Origin of the sequence: Levilactobacillus yonginensis (assembly GCF_964065165.1) — a bacterium.
Classification (GTDB): Bacteria; Bacillota; Bacilli; order Lactobacillales; family Lactobacillaceae; genus Levilactobacillus; species Levilactobacillus yonginensis_A.
Window position 1 is genome coordinate 77,258 of the sequence record NZ_OZ061549.1, and the last position, 15,944, is coordinate 93,201.

The window sequence follows — 15,944 nt, forward strand, 5'->3', positions numbered from 1 at the left end:
AGCCCGTTTTAGCGGGTGTGGCTGAAACGCCTGATGAGGTCATGCACTGGCCCTTGGATAAACGAATCCTGATGGGCAACTTGGCACAAAGAATCATTGCAGAGAAAACGGATCAGCGGGCTGTCGCTGTGAATAACGGGATCGCCATGGCACTTGATTCAATCAACAAAGCCAATAAGAAATAGGAGGTGTGGCAATGGCTTGTGAAATTCGGCGTGAAGACGTCGGTATCGGATTCAACATTGATTATCAGGAATTGGAGAAGCTCGACACCACAATCGACAAGGTTGTCGATAAGATTGCCACACTAGGGCACAAGTTTGAGCCAATCAACAAACAGGTGACTAATTTTGGCCGAACTTTCGTCGATGCGATTGATAAAGACATTGGAGCTAATAATAGGTTGGCTGATTCTAACAAAGAAGTCAGCACCACCATGCAGAACAACAGCCGGGTGGCGACGACGTTCCGCGACAAGATCGCGAACATCAACACAGTCACGGACTCCTATACCAGCTCGCAAACGCGCCACTACCACGAAGTTGGAGCCGCTTTAGATCAAGTCAACGTTCACGCAAACAAGGTCGGTAATACGCTTCGCGACCTGCCAAAGGAAACAACCACCAAGGTGGCATTCGACACCAACGGGGTCAAGACCGGGGCCGCAGAAGTTCAAACTCAAACCCGCAAGGTCGGGGGTGAGATGGACAAGACGGCTAAGAAGTCACGGCGCCTGCACGACATTATTATGGGGACGTTTGTCGGGTCCGCCATTTCTAATGGGGTGATGGCCCTAACCAATGGGCTCCATGAAGCTGCTAAGGCTGGGATGGAGTACAACAAGGAACAAGACACGATGAAGACCGTGTGGAAGTCCTTGACGACTGAGGCACCCAAAGATGGTACCGGTCTGGTCAAGTACATCAACAGTATGTCCCAGCACTCTATCTACGCCGCCGACGCGCTGAACAAGATGGCCCAATCCTTCTATCACGTTCACTCGAACGAGAAAGAGACCAAGAACTGGACCAACGACTTCATCGCGCTGGGCTCCACGCTTCACATGTCAAATGACGCGCTAGCCGAATCTGGCGAGCAATTTGCCAAGATTGTTGCCGGTGGTAAGGCCAGTTCTGAAGATATGTCCGTCATGATTAACCGGTTCCCAATGTTTGGGGAAGCCCTACAGAAGGCAACCGGTAAATCAATGAAACAACTCTATGCCATGTCCGCCGCTGGTAAGTTGAGCGCTAAGCAATTCACCGAAACCTTGACTTACTTGGGTAAGAAATACCAAGGCGGGACTAAAGAGGCCATGACATCCTTCATGGGAATGAGCATGTACCTCAAATCCCGCTTTAACACCTTGGCTGGGGATGTCATGAAGACCAGCTTCAACATGGACAAGACGACCGCTAAGTCGATGCGAGATTTGCTTAAAGACGACATGATGAAGAAGTACGCCAAGGGCATTAGTTCAGCCCTGGGCGTAGTCACGGGCGCCGCTGTCGATGCAATTCAGTACCTGGATAAGCATAAAGACACCATCGTCGATATTTTCGGGAATATTGGTGACATTGCTGGTATTTTCGGTAAGGAAGTTTGGACGGACGCGGTCACTATTCTCAACGACATCGGTGGAGCATTTGGCTTAGTCGATAAGAATGGGAAGGCTGCTAAGGATCCATTAGACCGGTTAGATGCACTACTTAAAGGGATCGACAAGCACAAGGAAGGCATTAAGATTGCCGCTCGTGCTATGGTCGGTTTCTTTGCTGTTAAAAAGGCCAGCGAATTTCTGAAGATGCTGAAAGAAATTAATACGCAACTTAAGATTTCAACTGTTCTTGATTCTGCTGGCTCAATTGGTGGAAGTAAAGTTACAGAAAGCAAATCAGGGAAAGCGCTAGGTGCAGTTGCCAACAATTCATGGGTTCTTAATGGCGGTCTGAGTTCAAAGCGCACGAAGATGATTGCGGCCGAAGATGCTCCAAAAATTGGATCACGTCTTGAACGTTACTCTATGAGTGGCAAGGCATCACGGCTAGTTGCTGGAGTAGGCGCTAAAATTGCTGATTCTAAGGCAGGTACGTTATTACGTGGATCAAAGGTAGGATCCTTACTCAAGGGGACAAAGGCTCTAGGATCTAAAATTCCGTATTTAGATGTGGCATTGGCCGGTACTTCGTTGATTGGCATGAATAAGAAAAATGCCGGTGGGAAGATTGGTAACTTCGGTGGATCTTTGGCAGGAATGGAAGGCGGTGCCGCCGTTGGCGCTTCCTTAGGATCATTCCTGCCTGGACCAGGTAATGTAATTGGCGGAGTAATTGGCGGCACAGTTGGCGGCATTGGTGGATCCAAGATTGGAAAGTTTATCGGTAAGAGTGTGCAAGGTGCACTTCCGGGAGTTAAACGAACTCTTTCACGAATGTTTGGCAGACTAGGCAAGTGGGTGGGCAGCAAGCTAGGAACAGTATTTCGGGTTGGTGGAAAAATTGCCAAAGGTTCTGCCAAGTTGCTTGCCGCACCATTTGTGTTTGCCGTCGGACTTGGTACAAAGGCATTTAATAAATTAAAGAAACCTGTCAGTCGCGTGCTCGATTGGATTGGTAAACAGTGGAGTAATTTTTCTAAAAAAGTCGGAAAATACTGGAGTAAGATCACTGCACCGATTGGTCGGGCATGGTCAAAGGTGGCCACGAAAACTAAAAAAATATGGAATGGAATTTCTGACTGGCTTGGACAATATTTTTCGAAAACGGGAAAGTGGATTGGTCAGACATGGGACGGGATTGCTCATTTATTTAGTAAACCGCTGCATTTTATTAGCGATGAATTCCATTCTATTTTTAGTGGAATTAAAAGTTTTGTTGGTGGTATTTTTGATTGGATTTCAAAAAAAGTTGGTAGTTTACTCGGTGGACTGAAGAAGTTTGGTCAAGGCGTAGGTAAAGTAATTAAAGGTATAGCTTCGTGGGCAGGAGATGTTTATAACACTGGGGAAAGTACGTTGAGTGGAAAAGGTCATGCTGCCGGTGGCCCAATTCGCAATAATGGACTTGCCATGGTTAATGAAGCAGGGCGAGAAATTGCCTACAACTCTCATAAGGGAACCTGGCGTTTTCTTGGTAATGGACCAACTATCACAAAACTGATGGCAGGGGAACACGTCTTAAATGCACGGGACACCGCCAAGATTACTCACGGCGGATTGGGCACTGGTAAAGTTCTCCCTGGTTATGCCAAGGGGACCACGACGCTGGGTAAAGGCTCCAAGACCACGGTAAATGTGGCTGGTGTTAATGATGCCACGCTCAAAAACAACGAGTATAAAACCAAACGGTCCGCCGACAAGATTGGCGCCGATATTGCGAAGGGGTACTCCAAGGGAACCAAGGGCGCACAAAGCAAGCTGACCACGTTCGGTAAGAAATCAGGCCGGTCATTCCGCTCGATTACTTCAAATACCAACAAACAGACTGACCTGATCCGCAAGCAGACCATTGCCGATTTTGATGAACTACAGAAAAAGTCGGATAAACAAATCGTTCAAATGAAGAAGTCCATGGCCAAGACCATGAGTGATATTCACGCGGGCATGAATTCGGAAACGAAGGCCATGGTCAGCGATTTTGGTGACATCATGGGTAAACTTGCGGGATTAGCCCATAAGGCCATGAGTGGCGCTATTACGTCCCTTAACGGAGGTTTTAGCGGTATTGATTCGGCTCTTAGTCAGTTTGGCGGGAACAGCTCAGTTCTGAAACCGATTCACTATGCCGAAGGTTCTAAGGGACCAATCGACAGTGACCAGCTGGCTGTTCTGAACGATGCTACGTCGGGACCACGACAAGAATTAGTCGCCCGTGGTGGCCAGCTGTTAAAACCAATGGGTAATAACGTGGCCGTTCACTTGAAGAAGGGTGACGAGGTCTTCAATGGATCACAAGTTGACCGAGCGCGACCTTATCTCCCTCATTTCAAGAAAGGAACTGGGTCAAGCGACTCCAAGCTTCGTTCACTGGCGTCGGCCAATGCGGGTGCCCCTGACAAGGCGTTCAACACCGAGTTCACGGTCAACGTCAAGGCCAACGGTTCTACTCTGCAGAAGGGTGTCACGAACACTGCGAATGCTGGAGCAAAGACGGTTGGTGTCCCATGGGAAAATGCAATGTGGGGATATATCGAATCATTGATCAGTTCTGGTGGTGGCGTCGGTGGTGGCCCTGTATTGCATTCTCCTGGTGCCGGCTGGATGAAGACATCCGGATTTGGTAATCGTGGGGCTGTCGGCGGTGGATTTAGTTCTCATGATGGAAACGACTTCTCCGGTTCTAAGACAGTTCACGCCATGCAGGATGCGGTTGTTACTGGTGCTGGTGGGGCCCCAAGTGGTTGGGGCGGTGGTAATGGTATTGGGGAGTACATTTCTACCAAAGGTGGAAACCTCTCACTCATTTACCAAGAACTCAACGGCAAGAGCAACTCTGGTGCTACTTTACTGGTACACAAGGGTGATCACGTTAAACGTGGTCAAGAAATTGCCAAGTTAGGGCCGTCTGGTACTCACGTCCACGTTGGGGCATCGACTGAGGGGCTTTGGTCTCATGGTGGTGGCTCAACGCGTGGTTGGCTCGACGTTACGAAGCTTAATGGGAATTTCGGAAACAAGGAAGGCAAAGCTAAAAAGAACACCAAGATTAGTAAGGCGATGACCTCACTGGTTAAGTCTCAACTCGGCTCTACGGCCATCAAGTGGATCAAGAAGAACCTGCAAGAATCCGATGACGTTGGTAGCTTCGGTCTATCCGGAAGCATTGCCAGTCGGGCCCGCACCTTAGCAGCGGCCATCAAGAAGATTTATGGTTCAGCGACTAACGCCGGAATCGCTGCCGTGTTGGGTAACTGGGAATTTGAATCTGGTTTGAACCCTGGGGCCATTAACCCCGGTGGTGGTGCGTCCGGACTTGGTCAGTGGCTGGGTGGTCGTAAGTCCGCCCTGATCAGCTATGCCCGAAAGCATGGCGGTAATTGGAAGAACGCAGGCACTCAATTAGCCTTCGCCCTACATGGTGATGGTTCGGATAGTAACGTTCTGAAGAGTGTCCTACGCGGTTCCGGATCCATTGCGGCACTGGCCAATAAATTCTCTAGTCAATGGGAACGTGGTGGCTACAATGCACAACACGTTGCCGGGGCCCGGAAGATTGAGGCTGCACTGCATAATGACGGCGGCTGGTCTAAGTCAGGCAAGCTGAATGTCTTTGGTGAAAAGGATCGTGAAGTTGCAATTAACCCTAAAAAGGCTAGTGCCGATGGATTGATTCAAAGCGCCATTAAGGCCCGTGCCGGTGTTGACGGTAGTGGCTTGGCTGGGACACTTAGCCGGGCTATGTCTAACCGTCCAGCCGCTGAACGAATCCCACAGGCTAAGGCCAACGGGACTAGTAGTCGTAATGTGACGATCAAGATGACCAATAACATCACGGTTCAAGGCGGCGACGGGCAAAACGTTGATAAGCAAATTATCAGTGCAATGCAAACAGTAATTGGTAAGATTCGACGCGCAATTGGTACCGACCAAGGCGAAGGGAGCATGATTATCTAATGGTTAAAAAGGTGAAACTGGATATCACTCTGCAAAGGAACGTTTCAAGTATCGTTAAAGCAGAGCTTAACCGTTATATCAAGACTGGCCATAAGGCCGTTTCACCCCCGTTATTCATAACGCCACCGGCCGACCTAAGCGACAAGTCGTTGGATTCTCACGTTAAATCTTCAAGTCAGGCGGTGAAAACTGATGCATCTAAGATTGCGGCGGTCAAAAAAACGATCGCCGCCCAGAAAGGCATTATTGACAAGACCGACAACTATTTGAGTAAACAGAATGGTTATAAGACGCGAAAGGCCGCCTATGACCATGTGACTGGACAGATAACTGCCTTTGAGAAGAAATTGGCCAAGGCCAAAACCGCTAAGGATAAGAAATCTATTCAGGGCCAGATCGCCTCTAAGAAGAAGGACCAAAAGGCCGCTTTTTCGGATCTTCGCAAGGTTACTAGTTCTAAGACGTATCAGGCTCAGCTTACTAAGCAAAGTAAGGCCCGTTCCAAACTGAAGGGAACCAAAAACAAACTTGATAGCCTGAATCTTAAAAAATCTCAGGATAAAAAGAAAGCGGCCGATTATAAAAAGGAGCAGAACAAGCGTAAGGCCGCGGCGCGCAGAAAAAAACAGGCCGAGAACCAGGATAAAATAAACAAAAAAATAGCCGATCAAAAAAAACAACCTCTCGTTGGGCATACCGCACTTTACCGCGCGGACCGAATGAGTACGGTTGTTTATTTTTTCGGCGAGGTTAAACCTACCGAAACCGATACGAGTGAGGTTACTTCGATTGGGGTTGATAACGCTGACCCGCGGGCCGGTAAATCGACTCGGACGAGCAAGGAGTTAACTGGAACGTATTTGATTTTCGGTAAGAACCCGGCCGCGGTGTACAAGCAGTTTGCGGACCTGCAAAAACTGCAGCGGTTAGATACTGAGTTTATTATTCGCGGTTTTTCTAATTGGAACCACGTCAAGATTTCTTCAATTGCCAAGACGGTGTCCGGGTTGGCCCGGGAGAACGCATTGGAGCTATCCATTACGTTTACCTATGTTAAGCAGGCCAACATCTTGTATGCCAAGAAGAAAAAGAAAACCAAGAAAAAAGGTGCTACTAAGAGCACCAAGAAGAAAGGGTCCGATAAGGGCAAGTACCGTAGCCATACCGTCAAGTCCGGCGATACGTACTGGGGACTGGCTCGGAAATACCATACAACGGTGGCTACATTGACCAAACTCAACGGGTCCCGGTTCAAAACGATGTTTCCGGGGCACAAGCTAAAAATTCCGAAGTAGGAGGGGAAGAGGATGCCTAAACGCGACAGCATTGAGTTTGATTTGAATAACTTGCCAGACACGATCGAAGTCGAGTTTGAAAACGGTGTGTTCGACCTTACCTTGCAACGGAATAAATTATCAGGCCAACTCACGATCGATATTGTTTCGGTTGACGACGACAGCCGCGCCATCTACGGGGAACCCATTACGTATGGCGTTCCGTTGTGGTACTGGTGCTCCTATGACTGGATTCCCGTTGAGCGGTTGATCCCGTTTGACGAAGCCGGATTAGAGTCTACCGTAACGCTCAGTAAACTTCAAAATAGTGTCTTCATCTTAGATGACGATAGCATTTGGGAGAGTGGTGACAACGATGGGGCTTAGTATTACTAATCCAGGCGGTAAGACCTGGTATGGGGCCAAGATTGAAGTCATCGTGTATGCCAAGAGTGGTACTTATCGTTTTACCAATTTCCATCCTAAAGGCTACGGGGTAAGTATAACCGGAGAAATTAGTGGAGGTGACGGGGGTTCCCCGGCCACCAATACGATTACTCTGGCCAACTTATCTAAGGCTCACGAGGCCGTCTTTAAAACTAGGCTGCATATCGTTGTGAAGGCCGGCGGCTACGATATCTTCGGTATTATCGCAGCTGGAAACATCACCAAAATTTCCCCGGTCGCACGTGACGGTGAAGACCGTACCATTTCAGTGACTTTCGTGGCCGGTAAAGATTATGCCAAAAATAAGAAGGTCTACAACCCATATTCCGGGAGCAAGGCGGTCAAGCATTCTTATAAGACGTCCAGTGGTCGAACGATTACTTGGACGACGTCGAAGAAGAAACTTATGGCCATCAAGTTTAAACGTAACACCAAGGCTAAGACAATTATTAAGCGAATTAGTCGTGAGGCCGGTATTCCAATTGCCGTGCTGCACCTTAAGAAGAATAAGGTGTACAAACATGGCTACTCGTTAACCAAAAAGCCAGAATCGGCCATTAAGGCCATTGTTAAGGATTGTGGTAGTCGCTTCCAGTATCGAATGGACGATATCGTGATCGACTACGAGGAGAAGCCCAAGCTATACCAAACGCACCTTTATTTCACACTGAAGGATGGCTTGGTCAATATGCCTACGATCAACAAAGAAGACGGCAAGAAAGTTACTTGGACGATTGTAACCTATCTCAATCCCCTGGTGGCCAATGGTTCCGTTTTTTACGTGGCCGAGAATATCAAATCACTAGTGCGGGTAAAGAATTACACGCATTCCTTAGATGACATGCAAACGACTTGTGAAGTGGAGGTGGTCTAGTGAGCCAGGATAGAAATGATGCACTAAAGCTGATTGTCGATGAACTCATGCCTTACTTTCAGGCCGGAGTTAGTGTCCACTTAAAATGCCGGGTCGTTAGCATTGAATGGGGATCGCCAATGTATGCCGACGTACAACCAATTGCCGAGCAATCTGACGGAACAACCAGGGCAATGATTGGCGACTGTTTGGTGTCTGCCGCGGCCGCAGAGTATTTGAAGGATGGGAAGCCAACCAAACTTAAACGCGGTGATATTGTGGAAGTTTCCTTTGATGATCGTGACCAGGATAATTTTACCGGTTCCGGAGAGTATAGCCTGGCTAGTCGGCGAATGCATAGTGTCAATGACGGGACCGTTGTGGGGGTGATTAGGTGAGTCAAGATTTACAGGTCGATGAAACAAACGACATCCAATTGGATCCGGATACTGGCGATTTCATTATGACCGATGATTCTGATCTAACCGAGGCAACTCGGATAGCCCTGGGTACCAATGCGGGCGAATTGGAATGGAATACCGGCTTTGGCCTAGATCACTTAAACCTGCTATCTATGATTGACGACGAACCAGCCATGGAGGCCGAAATCAGCGATTATCTGGAGGCCCAGTTTGATAACTTTGTGAGTGCCGAGATTACTAGTGTGACGCGTAAGCAACGAGTAGCCACGATTAGTCTGAAGGTAATTTATTCTGATGACAACGGTAATGAGACGACGGCCGAAACAGAAACGGAGGTGGAGACCAATGGGAATGAGTGATGACAAAACCGGGTTTGATAAGCTTGAACTCGATGATGTCCGAGAACTGACCGACCAAGGTTTTAAAGACCACTTTGGCGAAGATGCACCAGTCGACGACGCGCATCATATGGGTCAATTATCTGGCGTGATGGCCGCCCGAGGTGAGGACGTTGAAGAGCTGGCCCAAACCGTCAGAAATGCTAATTCCATTCTTCGTGGACGTAATCAGGACTTGGATATCTTAGGGGCCGATGAAGCCGTTAATCGAAAGCCTGCAACCTCCGCCACCGTTTATCTGCAAATCGACGCCGATGTGGGGACCATTATCCCGGCTGGTACGGAGTATAGCACTGGCGAAGAGGTCATCTTTAATACGCTAGATGATGTTGCAGTCGGTGAGGTGGCCACTATTAAAGGGGACGATGGGAAAGATGTTCCTCTGACCGATGACGACGGTAATGAACTTGGCCGGGTAACGGTTCAGGCGCAGGCCGATGAACCAGGATCAACGGGCAACGTCGGGGCCAACACCATTACTGGTGAAGAGAGTAGCGACGGCATCGAAGGCGTCATGCGAGTAACCAATCCTGAGCCTTCCTCCGGTGGGGCCGATATTGAGTCCGAAGTTGATTATCGGGCCCGGCTGATGACTAATCACCTAGCTAAATCAGACTCCACGGAAGATGGTATGACGGCCAAGGTCGACAACGTCGCCGGCGTAATCCAGTGTAAGGTGACTGCTAACAACGAACTTACTACTGACGCGGCTGGCAATCCACCGAAAACAACTCACTTCTATGTAATCGGTGGGGCCGACCAAGATGTGGCCGATGCCATTTTTCACTCGATTGCATTACCCGGGCATACCTATGGCGAGGTCTCCAAGACGGTTCTTAACCATAGCGGCCAAGAACGGACCGTTTATTTCTCGCGGGCCAAGCTACAAACCGTGTACGTTCAAATTCACATTAAAACGGATGACGGTTATGACAGTGATAACGGTATTGCCAACTTAAAGAATCAGGTTTTAGCTTATGACCACACCTTAACTATGGGTGACTCGCTACTTTACTCGAAACTATTTGAATATCTCTGGCAAGTTAGTGGAATCACCAGTATCGGCCTAACTGTAGGGACTGATAAGACCAAACTAGCGCTTGGTAACGTGACCGTGGACGAATACTCACTGGCCTACATTACGTCTGACGATATCGAGGTGATCCTTGATGACTGATGACCAATGGCAAGACCTATGGGAAGATCTTCAGGTCGACGATGATACGCTTCGTCAGAAGGTGATGAACGCCTTACCGGGCATGATGAATCAAAATCCGGATAGTACCAATCAAGCGGTTCTAGAGATTATCGCTGATGAGGTTGTACGTGAGGTGGATCGATTCCGGACAATCTGGAAGGAATATTTACTGGATAACCAGAGCGGTACCGTCCTTGATGCGACAGCGGCAGACTGGGGCATTAGTCGGATTGACAATGATGACGACTTCCTTCGGTTCCAGATTCGGTTGTCCCGGATGCTGGCTCGAATGGGGGTCACGGAGAACGACATCATTGACCTGATTGCCTACATCTTACAGGCGGACCCGACCGAGTTCGATGTAATCACTGATCCGGAACAGCTGGGCGGGGATCCGGAGGCGGTGCGATTCACCAACATTCCGAATCGCTATAGTAAGTCTGCTCGTAAAAAGAACCTTCTGGTTAAAGCACTAGAGTCAGCCGTTATGCCAGAAGTAAAAATTGTCAGCGTTGACTTTCAAGCTGTCGCTACCCAGACGCTATACGTGGCCACAGTCACTAAAAAGGAGCGTTCTCACTTTGCTGTTATGGATAGCATGAGAGACCGCGCACACACTACGGATGATAATACGACCGTGGCCACAGTCACTCAGCGGCAGCGGCTTCACCAAGTCTCTAAGGAGGGATAAAAGTGCAATTTGATACTACCTATTTGACCGAAGCTGGTCGATCACTGGCAACAGGCACACTTGGGGGCTTGGATAAAATCCAGTTCACCCGAGCAGTGGCCTCAAGCCATGATTACTCAGCTACTCCGGTCAACGATTTAAAAAAGCTCACATCAATTGAAGATGTGCAACAAACGGTCGATTACTCACGAATCATTAAGAAGGATGACACTACCTTGACTATGCGGGTAGACTTTCCGTCTAAAGATGTAACAACGGCATACAGTCTCTATACAGTCGGCTTTTATGCACGACCAGAAAACGGGGATGAAATTCTGTATGGAGTACTGCCGAGCTCTCTACCAGACTACATTGTTGCATATGACGGCAAGTCCAACTTAAATGATTCATTCCAGACTGATACAACGGTTAGTGATGCCGATAATGTTTTGATTACTGTCAGTCAGGCTGGGTCGCTTAATGAAGCCGACCTTGATGCAATCTTTGCATCAAAACACATTGCAACGGTTGAAGACATCAAGGATAACTTGCCGGATGACATCGCCAAGACCAGCGAGGACAATACCTTCACGGGCACCAACACCTTTGAGAAGGACCCGGTGGATGCCGCGGGTGATCCGTATGTAACGGGTGCCGGAGCAATTGCAGCAGCCCAAGGCCACTTTGCTCAGGCGAGCGAATCTGGCGGAGTAACGATTGACGGCGTTGAACTGGGAGTAGACACCGCCGGAAAGCTCAAGTATGGCGATGATTTAGTACTGATGGCGAATAAGCCGCAGGCACCAGGTTTCACCGTCGAAATGGACTTTTCCGTTGGTCAGCCACAATGGACGGTCACACTGCCTAAGATTGATGGTGGGGCCTCGATCGTGTCTTCAACCGTGCAGTACCGTAAGAGCGGCGACACCGATTGGACCAGCATTCAATCTGCAGTATCCACGCTGACGGGCCATGTAACCGGGCTCACAGGCAACTCGGAGTATGAATTCCAAGCCTTCGTCACCAACTATGCCGGCGACAGCCCCTACTCAGAAGTGATGACCGTGAAGACCATGGATGACCGATTTTTCGGCGCGTCTTGGGACATGAGTAGTGATCCGAAGCTAACCCGTACAGATGCCGCGGTCGGCTTGGTAGCAGGGATTAACGGAGCTCAGAACGACTTTGACACAGTTGGCCCTTGGGCAAAGATGGACAAGACTATCACGGACGATAAGGGCAACTCTTTCGTCCGAATTCCTAAGCTGTATATCAAGAAAACTCAGACCGATAAGCTAGCGACCTGGCAAGTATCCTTGAGCAAAATCGATGATTCCTGGTATCTGCCAAAGTGTTTCTGGGACTTCACTAATCAAAAAGAGTTGGATTACGTGGACGTGGGTCGTTATGAAGGAACAATCAGTAGCGGCAAGCTACAATCTAAGAGTGGAGTAATGGCAACGGTTTCTCAATCGATTGGAACGTTCAGAACGGATGCTAAAGCCAACGGGACTGGGTATCAGTTGCTAGATGTTCATGTGATTGATGTTTGGCAAGTGCTATTTGTCATTGAGTTTGCAACTATTAATTCTCAGAGTATCATGAACGGAATTTCTAGTGGGTCACAAGTGACAAACGGCTCTGGAACCAATCATGCTGGTTCTTCTGGATTCCTGTCTCCAACGGGTGCAATGGATTATCGTGGGATTGAGAACCTGTATGGAAACATTTTTCAGTTTGCCGATGGCGTTAATATGGCCTCAACAAAGCCATGGGTATGTGATGATTCGTCTAAGTATCAATCAGATCTATTTGCCGCCCCTTATACTAGTTTGAACTATTCGGTAGCAGCAACAGGGTACTCTGAACAAATGGGATTAGACACCAATCATCCTTTTGCCCAGTTTGCGACGAAAACAGGGGGCAGTGAGTCCACCTATTACTCAGATTACAACTATACCCCAAGTGGTAACTGTGTAGCTCTTTACGGCGGCGACTGGAACAGGTCCGGCGGCGATGGCGTTTTCTGCTGGCATCTGTACGAGTCGTCTTCGGGCTTGTTTTCTGACTTCGGGTCGCGTCTCGTTAAAAAGGCTTTGGCTTAAGGAGGACCGGGGGAGTTCTCCCCCGGGAACTTTTGGGGATTTGTGGTGCGCGGCAACTGGAACAATTCCGGCAACGATGGCGTTTTCTACTGGCATCTGAACGAGTCGTCTTCGAACTTGAATTCTGACATCGGGTCGCGTCTCCTTATTTGATGAATGAAATTGCACTGCATCTTCCCTGCCACTTGGCAAAAATTAGGCTGCTCAAAGCAGGAGCTAGTAGGATATCTCGAAAGTTCTTGAAGCTAATAAGGAAAACAAATTGCATAAATGCACATTTTGAAAAGAAAGGAGGAGCCTAATGAAGCGATATGGAAACTTGTTCGATAAAATTGTGAGTTCAGACAATCTGGGGCTTGCAATTGAAGAGGCCTCTAAGGGAAAACGCACCCGTAAGGGTGTTTCCCGTGTTCTGGATAACAAAGATTTCTACGTCATGCAGTTGCATGACATGCTAGTAGACCATGAGTACGTGCCTAACCATGTGGTTCGGCGCGTTATCCGTGACAAGGTGAAAACACGAACAATTGCTAAGCCACAGTTCTACCCGGACCAGGTAATTCAGTGGGCAACGATGCTAGTGCTACAGCCCATTTTTCTTAAAGGCATGTATGAGTACAGTGTGGGCTCAATCCCTCATCGCGGCACTTCGATGGGCCAGAAGGCGGTTAAAAAGTGGTTGCAAAATGACCCGAAAAATACGAAGTACTGCTTAAAAATGGATGTGCATAAGTTTTACCCATCCATCAACACTTCTGTGCTAAAGTCCAAGTTCCGTCGGAAAATCAAAGACCAGGATATCCTTTGGCTGCTTGATACACTTGTAGACCAGTTCGATAAAGGCCTACCAATCGGATTTTACTCCAGTCAGTGGTTTGCCAACTTTTTCCTGCAGGACCTAGACCACTACATCAAAGACAATTTGCAAATTCCATACCTAGTGCGAAACATCGATGACTTAGTGCTGTTAGGGCCAAACAAGAAGAAGTTACACAAAGCGGAGCGAGCGATATCTAGCTACCTGGCTGCTGAAGACTTAGAAGTAAAGCCCAACTGGCAGGTCTTCAAGGTTAATTCACGTCCGATTGATTTTTTGGGAATGCGCCTTTACCGGGGCCACACGACTTTGCGGCGCCGTAACGCGTTAAAAATCAAGCGAAGAATGGCTAAGATTTCCAAGAAAGCAACGCTAAACCGTTTTGACGCGGCGAGCGTTATAGCTTACTGGGGCTGGCTAAAGCACACCAACTCATACGGCTTCTATCATAAGTACGTGAAACCCAACTGTTCGATCAAAAAAGCAAAGGGGATTGTCAAACATGAAAACAATTTACGCAACCGCACCGACTGATAAGCCGGCCGGCTATGCCGTGTATGCCTTAGATCCGGTGCCCTACGGGGCGGACAAATATATCGGTTGGAAGATGGTCAAGATGAAGCAAACACTGGCCCTAGATGATAATGGCAAACAAATCATAGGCTCGGACGGCAAGCCACAAATGTTGTGTGTGGATGATCCAGACGCCGAAGTAACTTATGACCCGCACACCCAGGTGCTTAAACAGGTTGACCAGCAGGGTGAGCAAATTGAGCAACAGACGAAAAACATTGAGTCATTGCAAACTGAAAATAAAAGCCTTAAGTCAGCCAATGAGTTAACGCAGCAAGGGCTGATGGAAGCCGTCGATTACTTGTCTTCAAAACTAACACCGGCTAGCACCACGACCGACACCGGCTCAGCTGCAACAAGTACAGCAGCCCCAGCTAGTTCGGCAGCGAGTGAATCCTAGGAGGTGATGGCAATGGAATATTCTGCATTGGCACAGATTTACGCGCAAGCAATTATTGATGGCACACGGACTATTGAAGCCGTACCAGTCCCGTTTCGGTCTGATACCCAAGCCGTTTTGACGCAGTTACAATCAAACAAATAAGGAGATAATAAACTATGTTAAATTTCAAATTTTCAGCTTTAGCTGCTATCTATGCCGCAAACGTTTTGGACGGTGGTCGAACTATTGAAGAAGTCCCAGCCTACTTGCAGGACGATGTGAAGAATGTCCTTGGATCCGCAAAAAACTCTACCAGCATCTATTCATCTACTACGCCTGTGGCCTAGGATTGATGATTGGTGCTTTTTTGATGGGATTTTTTGTGGGAAAGGGGTGAAGTAATTGCATCGTATTAAAGATGGCCCGGTTCAACGGGCCTTTTCGCATTGGAATCATTTTTGTTTTGGCTTATTTTCAATGATAGGCGGCTTGTATATTTGGTTTCATCAAGGCTATTTAGATGATCCACGGGTGACACCACCGCCACCACCTTCACCGGCTGAACATGCAATCTTTGCCTTTGCTGACGACTGGTGGTTTTCATTGTGGTTAATTATCTGTGGTCTCGCTATTCTGGTTGGCGTCTTTCACAACCGGCGGTTGTTACGTGATGGTGGCCTAGTCGCCCTATCACCGGCAATGGGGGCCTTATCAGTGGCTTTTATTGTTCGGGGCTTGTTTGATGTGCGGTTTAACCTAACGTGGGTATTCGCCTTACTCATGCTGTTCTTGCTAGTCGGTACGTTGATTAGGGGGGACACACATGGATATTAAGTCCTGGACAGTTGCTTTAGGTGCGCTGGGAACGTTTGTAACCACTATCTGGGCTGTTATTCATGGCTACCATTCTGACACACGGCAAGCTGACCAGGATCGCAAGGGCATGGAGAAGTACATTATGGAGCAAGTCAAAGCTGATAACGAATTGCTTCGTAAAGAACGCGAGAGTGATCAAGCGCAATACGCACGGAATCTGACCGACTTGAAGGCTAAGAAAGGTGCCATGGAACAAGAATTTAACCAGCAGATTGCCTTGAAGGTTAGTGAGAATAAAGCTTTGCGAAAACGCAACGCCGCTTTAGAACGTGAGAATCAAGCGTACTGGGAACGGTATGGTGATCTTTAGGAGGAAAA

General features: G+C 48.3%; 16 protein-coding genes. All 16 read left to right on the forward strand.

Annotated features, from left to right (window positions below; translation table 11 throughout):
- The first annotated feature begins 17 nt into the window (after positions 1-17).
- Positions 18-185, forward strand: coding sequence for a hypothetical protein (locus AB3Y94_RS00535; protein WP_367294668.1), 168 nt, complete (start codon positions 18-20; stop codon positions 183-185).
- An 11-nt stretch (positions 186-196) separates the two neighbouring features.
- The gene (locus AB3Y94_RS00540; RefSeq protein WP_367294669.1) at positions 197-5,611 is read left to right on the forward strand and encodes a phage tail tip lysozyme; all 5,415 of its coding nucleotides are present in this window, start codon (positions 197-199) and stop codon (positions 5,609-5,611) included.
- Positions 5,611-6,906, forward strand: coding sequence for a LysM peptidoglycan-binding domain-containing protein (locus tag AB3Y94_RS00545; RefSeq protein WP_367294670.1), 1,296 nt, complete (start codon positions 5,611-5,613; stop codon positions 6,904-6,906). The genes AB3Y94_RS00540 and AB3Y94_RS00545 overlap by 1 nt, the downstream gene beginning before the upstream one ends.
- A gap of 12 nt (positions 6,907-6,918) precedes the next feature.
- A complete protein-coding gene (locus AB3Y94_RS00550) occupies positions 6,919-7,272 on the forward strand; it encodes a phage baseplate plug protein (protein ID WP_367294671.1) in 354 nt (117 codons plus the stop codon).
- Positions 7,262-8,206, forward strand: a complete 945-nt coding sequence (locus AB3Y94_RS00555) for a hypothetical protein (protein ID WP_367294672.1) — start codon at positions 7,262-7,264, stop codon at positions 8,204-8,206. Before AB3Y94_RS00550 ends, AB3Y94_RS00555 begins: the two co-directional genes overlap by 11 nt.
- Positions 8,206-8,583, forward strand: coding sequence for a hypothetical protein (locus AB3Y94_RS00560; RefSeq protein WP_367294673.1), 378 nt, complete (start codon positions 8,206-8,208; stop codon positions 8,581-8,583). The genes AB3Y94_RS00555 and AB3Y94_RS00560 overlap by 1 nt, the downstream gene beginning before the upstream one ends.
- The gene (locus AB3Y94_RS00565) at positions 8,580-8,966 is read left to right on the forward strand and encodes a hypothetical protein (RefSeq protein WP_367294674.1); all 387 of its coding nucleotides are present in this window, start codon (positions 8,580-8,582) and stop codon (positions 8,964-8,966) included. The genes AB3Y94_RS00560 and AB3Y94_RS00565 overlap by 4 nt, the downstream gene beginning before the upstream one ends.
- Positions 8,959-10,182, forward strand: coding sequence for a baseplate J/gp47 family protein (locus tag AB3Y94_RS00570; protein ID WP_367294675.1), 1,224 nt, complete (start codon positions 8,959-8,961; stop codon positions 10,180-10,182). Before AB3Y94_RS00565 ends, AB3Y94_RS00570 begins: the two co-directional genes overlap by 8 nt.
- On the forward strand, positions 10,175-10,894 hold the full coding sequence (locus AB3Y94_RS00575; protein ID WP_367294676.1) for a hypothetical protein: 720 nt from the start codon (positions 10,175-10,177) through the stop codon (positions 10,892-10,894). Before AB3Y94_RS00570 ends, AB3Y94_RS00575 begins: the two co-directional genes overlap by 8 nt.
- 2 nt (positions 10,895-10,896) lie before the next feature.
- Positions 10,897-12,978 (forward strand): fibronectin type III domain-containing protein, encoded by a 2,082-nt coding sequence (locus AB3Y94_RS00580; protein WP_367294677.1) that lies wholly within the window; start codon positions 10,897-10,899, stop codon positions 12,976-12,978.
- 301 nt (positions 12,979-13,279) lie between these two features.
- Entirely contained in the window at positions 13,280-14,329 is a 1,050-nt protein-coding gene (locus AB3Y94_RS00585; protein ID WP_367294678.1) for a reverse transcriptase domain-containing protein, read from the forward strand.
- Positions 14,298-14,768: a hypothetical protein gene (locus AB3Y94_RS00590; protein WP_367294679.1), complete on the forward strand. Its 471-nt coding sequence runs from the start codon at positions 14,298-14,300 to the stop codon at positions 14,766-14,768. The genes AB3Y94_RS00585 and AB3Y94_RS00590 overlap by 32 nt, the downstream gene beginning before the upstream one ends.
- Before the next feature lie 12 nt (positions 14,769-14,780).
- The gene (locus AB3Y94_RS00595; protein ID WP_021742236.1) at positions 14,781-14,912 is read left to right on the forward strand and encodes a CD1375 family protein; all 132 of its coding nucleotides are present in this window, start codon (positions 14,781-14,783) and stop codon (positions 14,910-14,912) included.
- Positions 14,913-14,926: 14 nt separating this feature from the next.
- Positions 14,927-15,097, forward strand: a complete 171-nt coding sequence (locus AB3Y94_RS00600) for a CD1375 family protein (RefSeq protein ID WP_367294680.1) — start codon at positions 14,927-14,929, stop codon at positions 15,095-15,097.
- A gap of 55 nt (positions 15,098-15,152) precedes the next feature.
- Positions 15,153-15,584 carry a hypothetical protein gene (locus AB3Y94_RS00605; protein ID WP_225366131.1) on the forward strand — a complete coding sequence of 144 codons (432 nt, stop codon included), beginning with the start codon at positions 15,153-15,155 and terminating at the stop codon, positions 15,582-15,584.
- Positions 15,574-15,936, forward strand: a complete 363-nt coding sequence (locus AB3Y94_RS00610) for a hypothetical protein (RefSeq protein ID WP_367294681.1) — start codon at positions 15,574-15,576, stop codon at positions 15,934-15,936. Before AB3Y94_RS00605 ends, AB3Y94_RS00610 begins: the two co-directional genes overlap by 11 nt.
- The last annotated feature ends 8 nt before the right edge of the window (positions 15,937-15,944 follow it).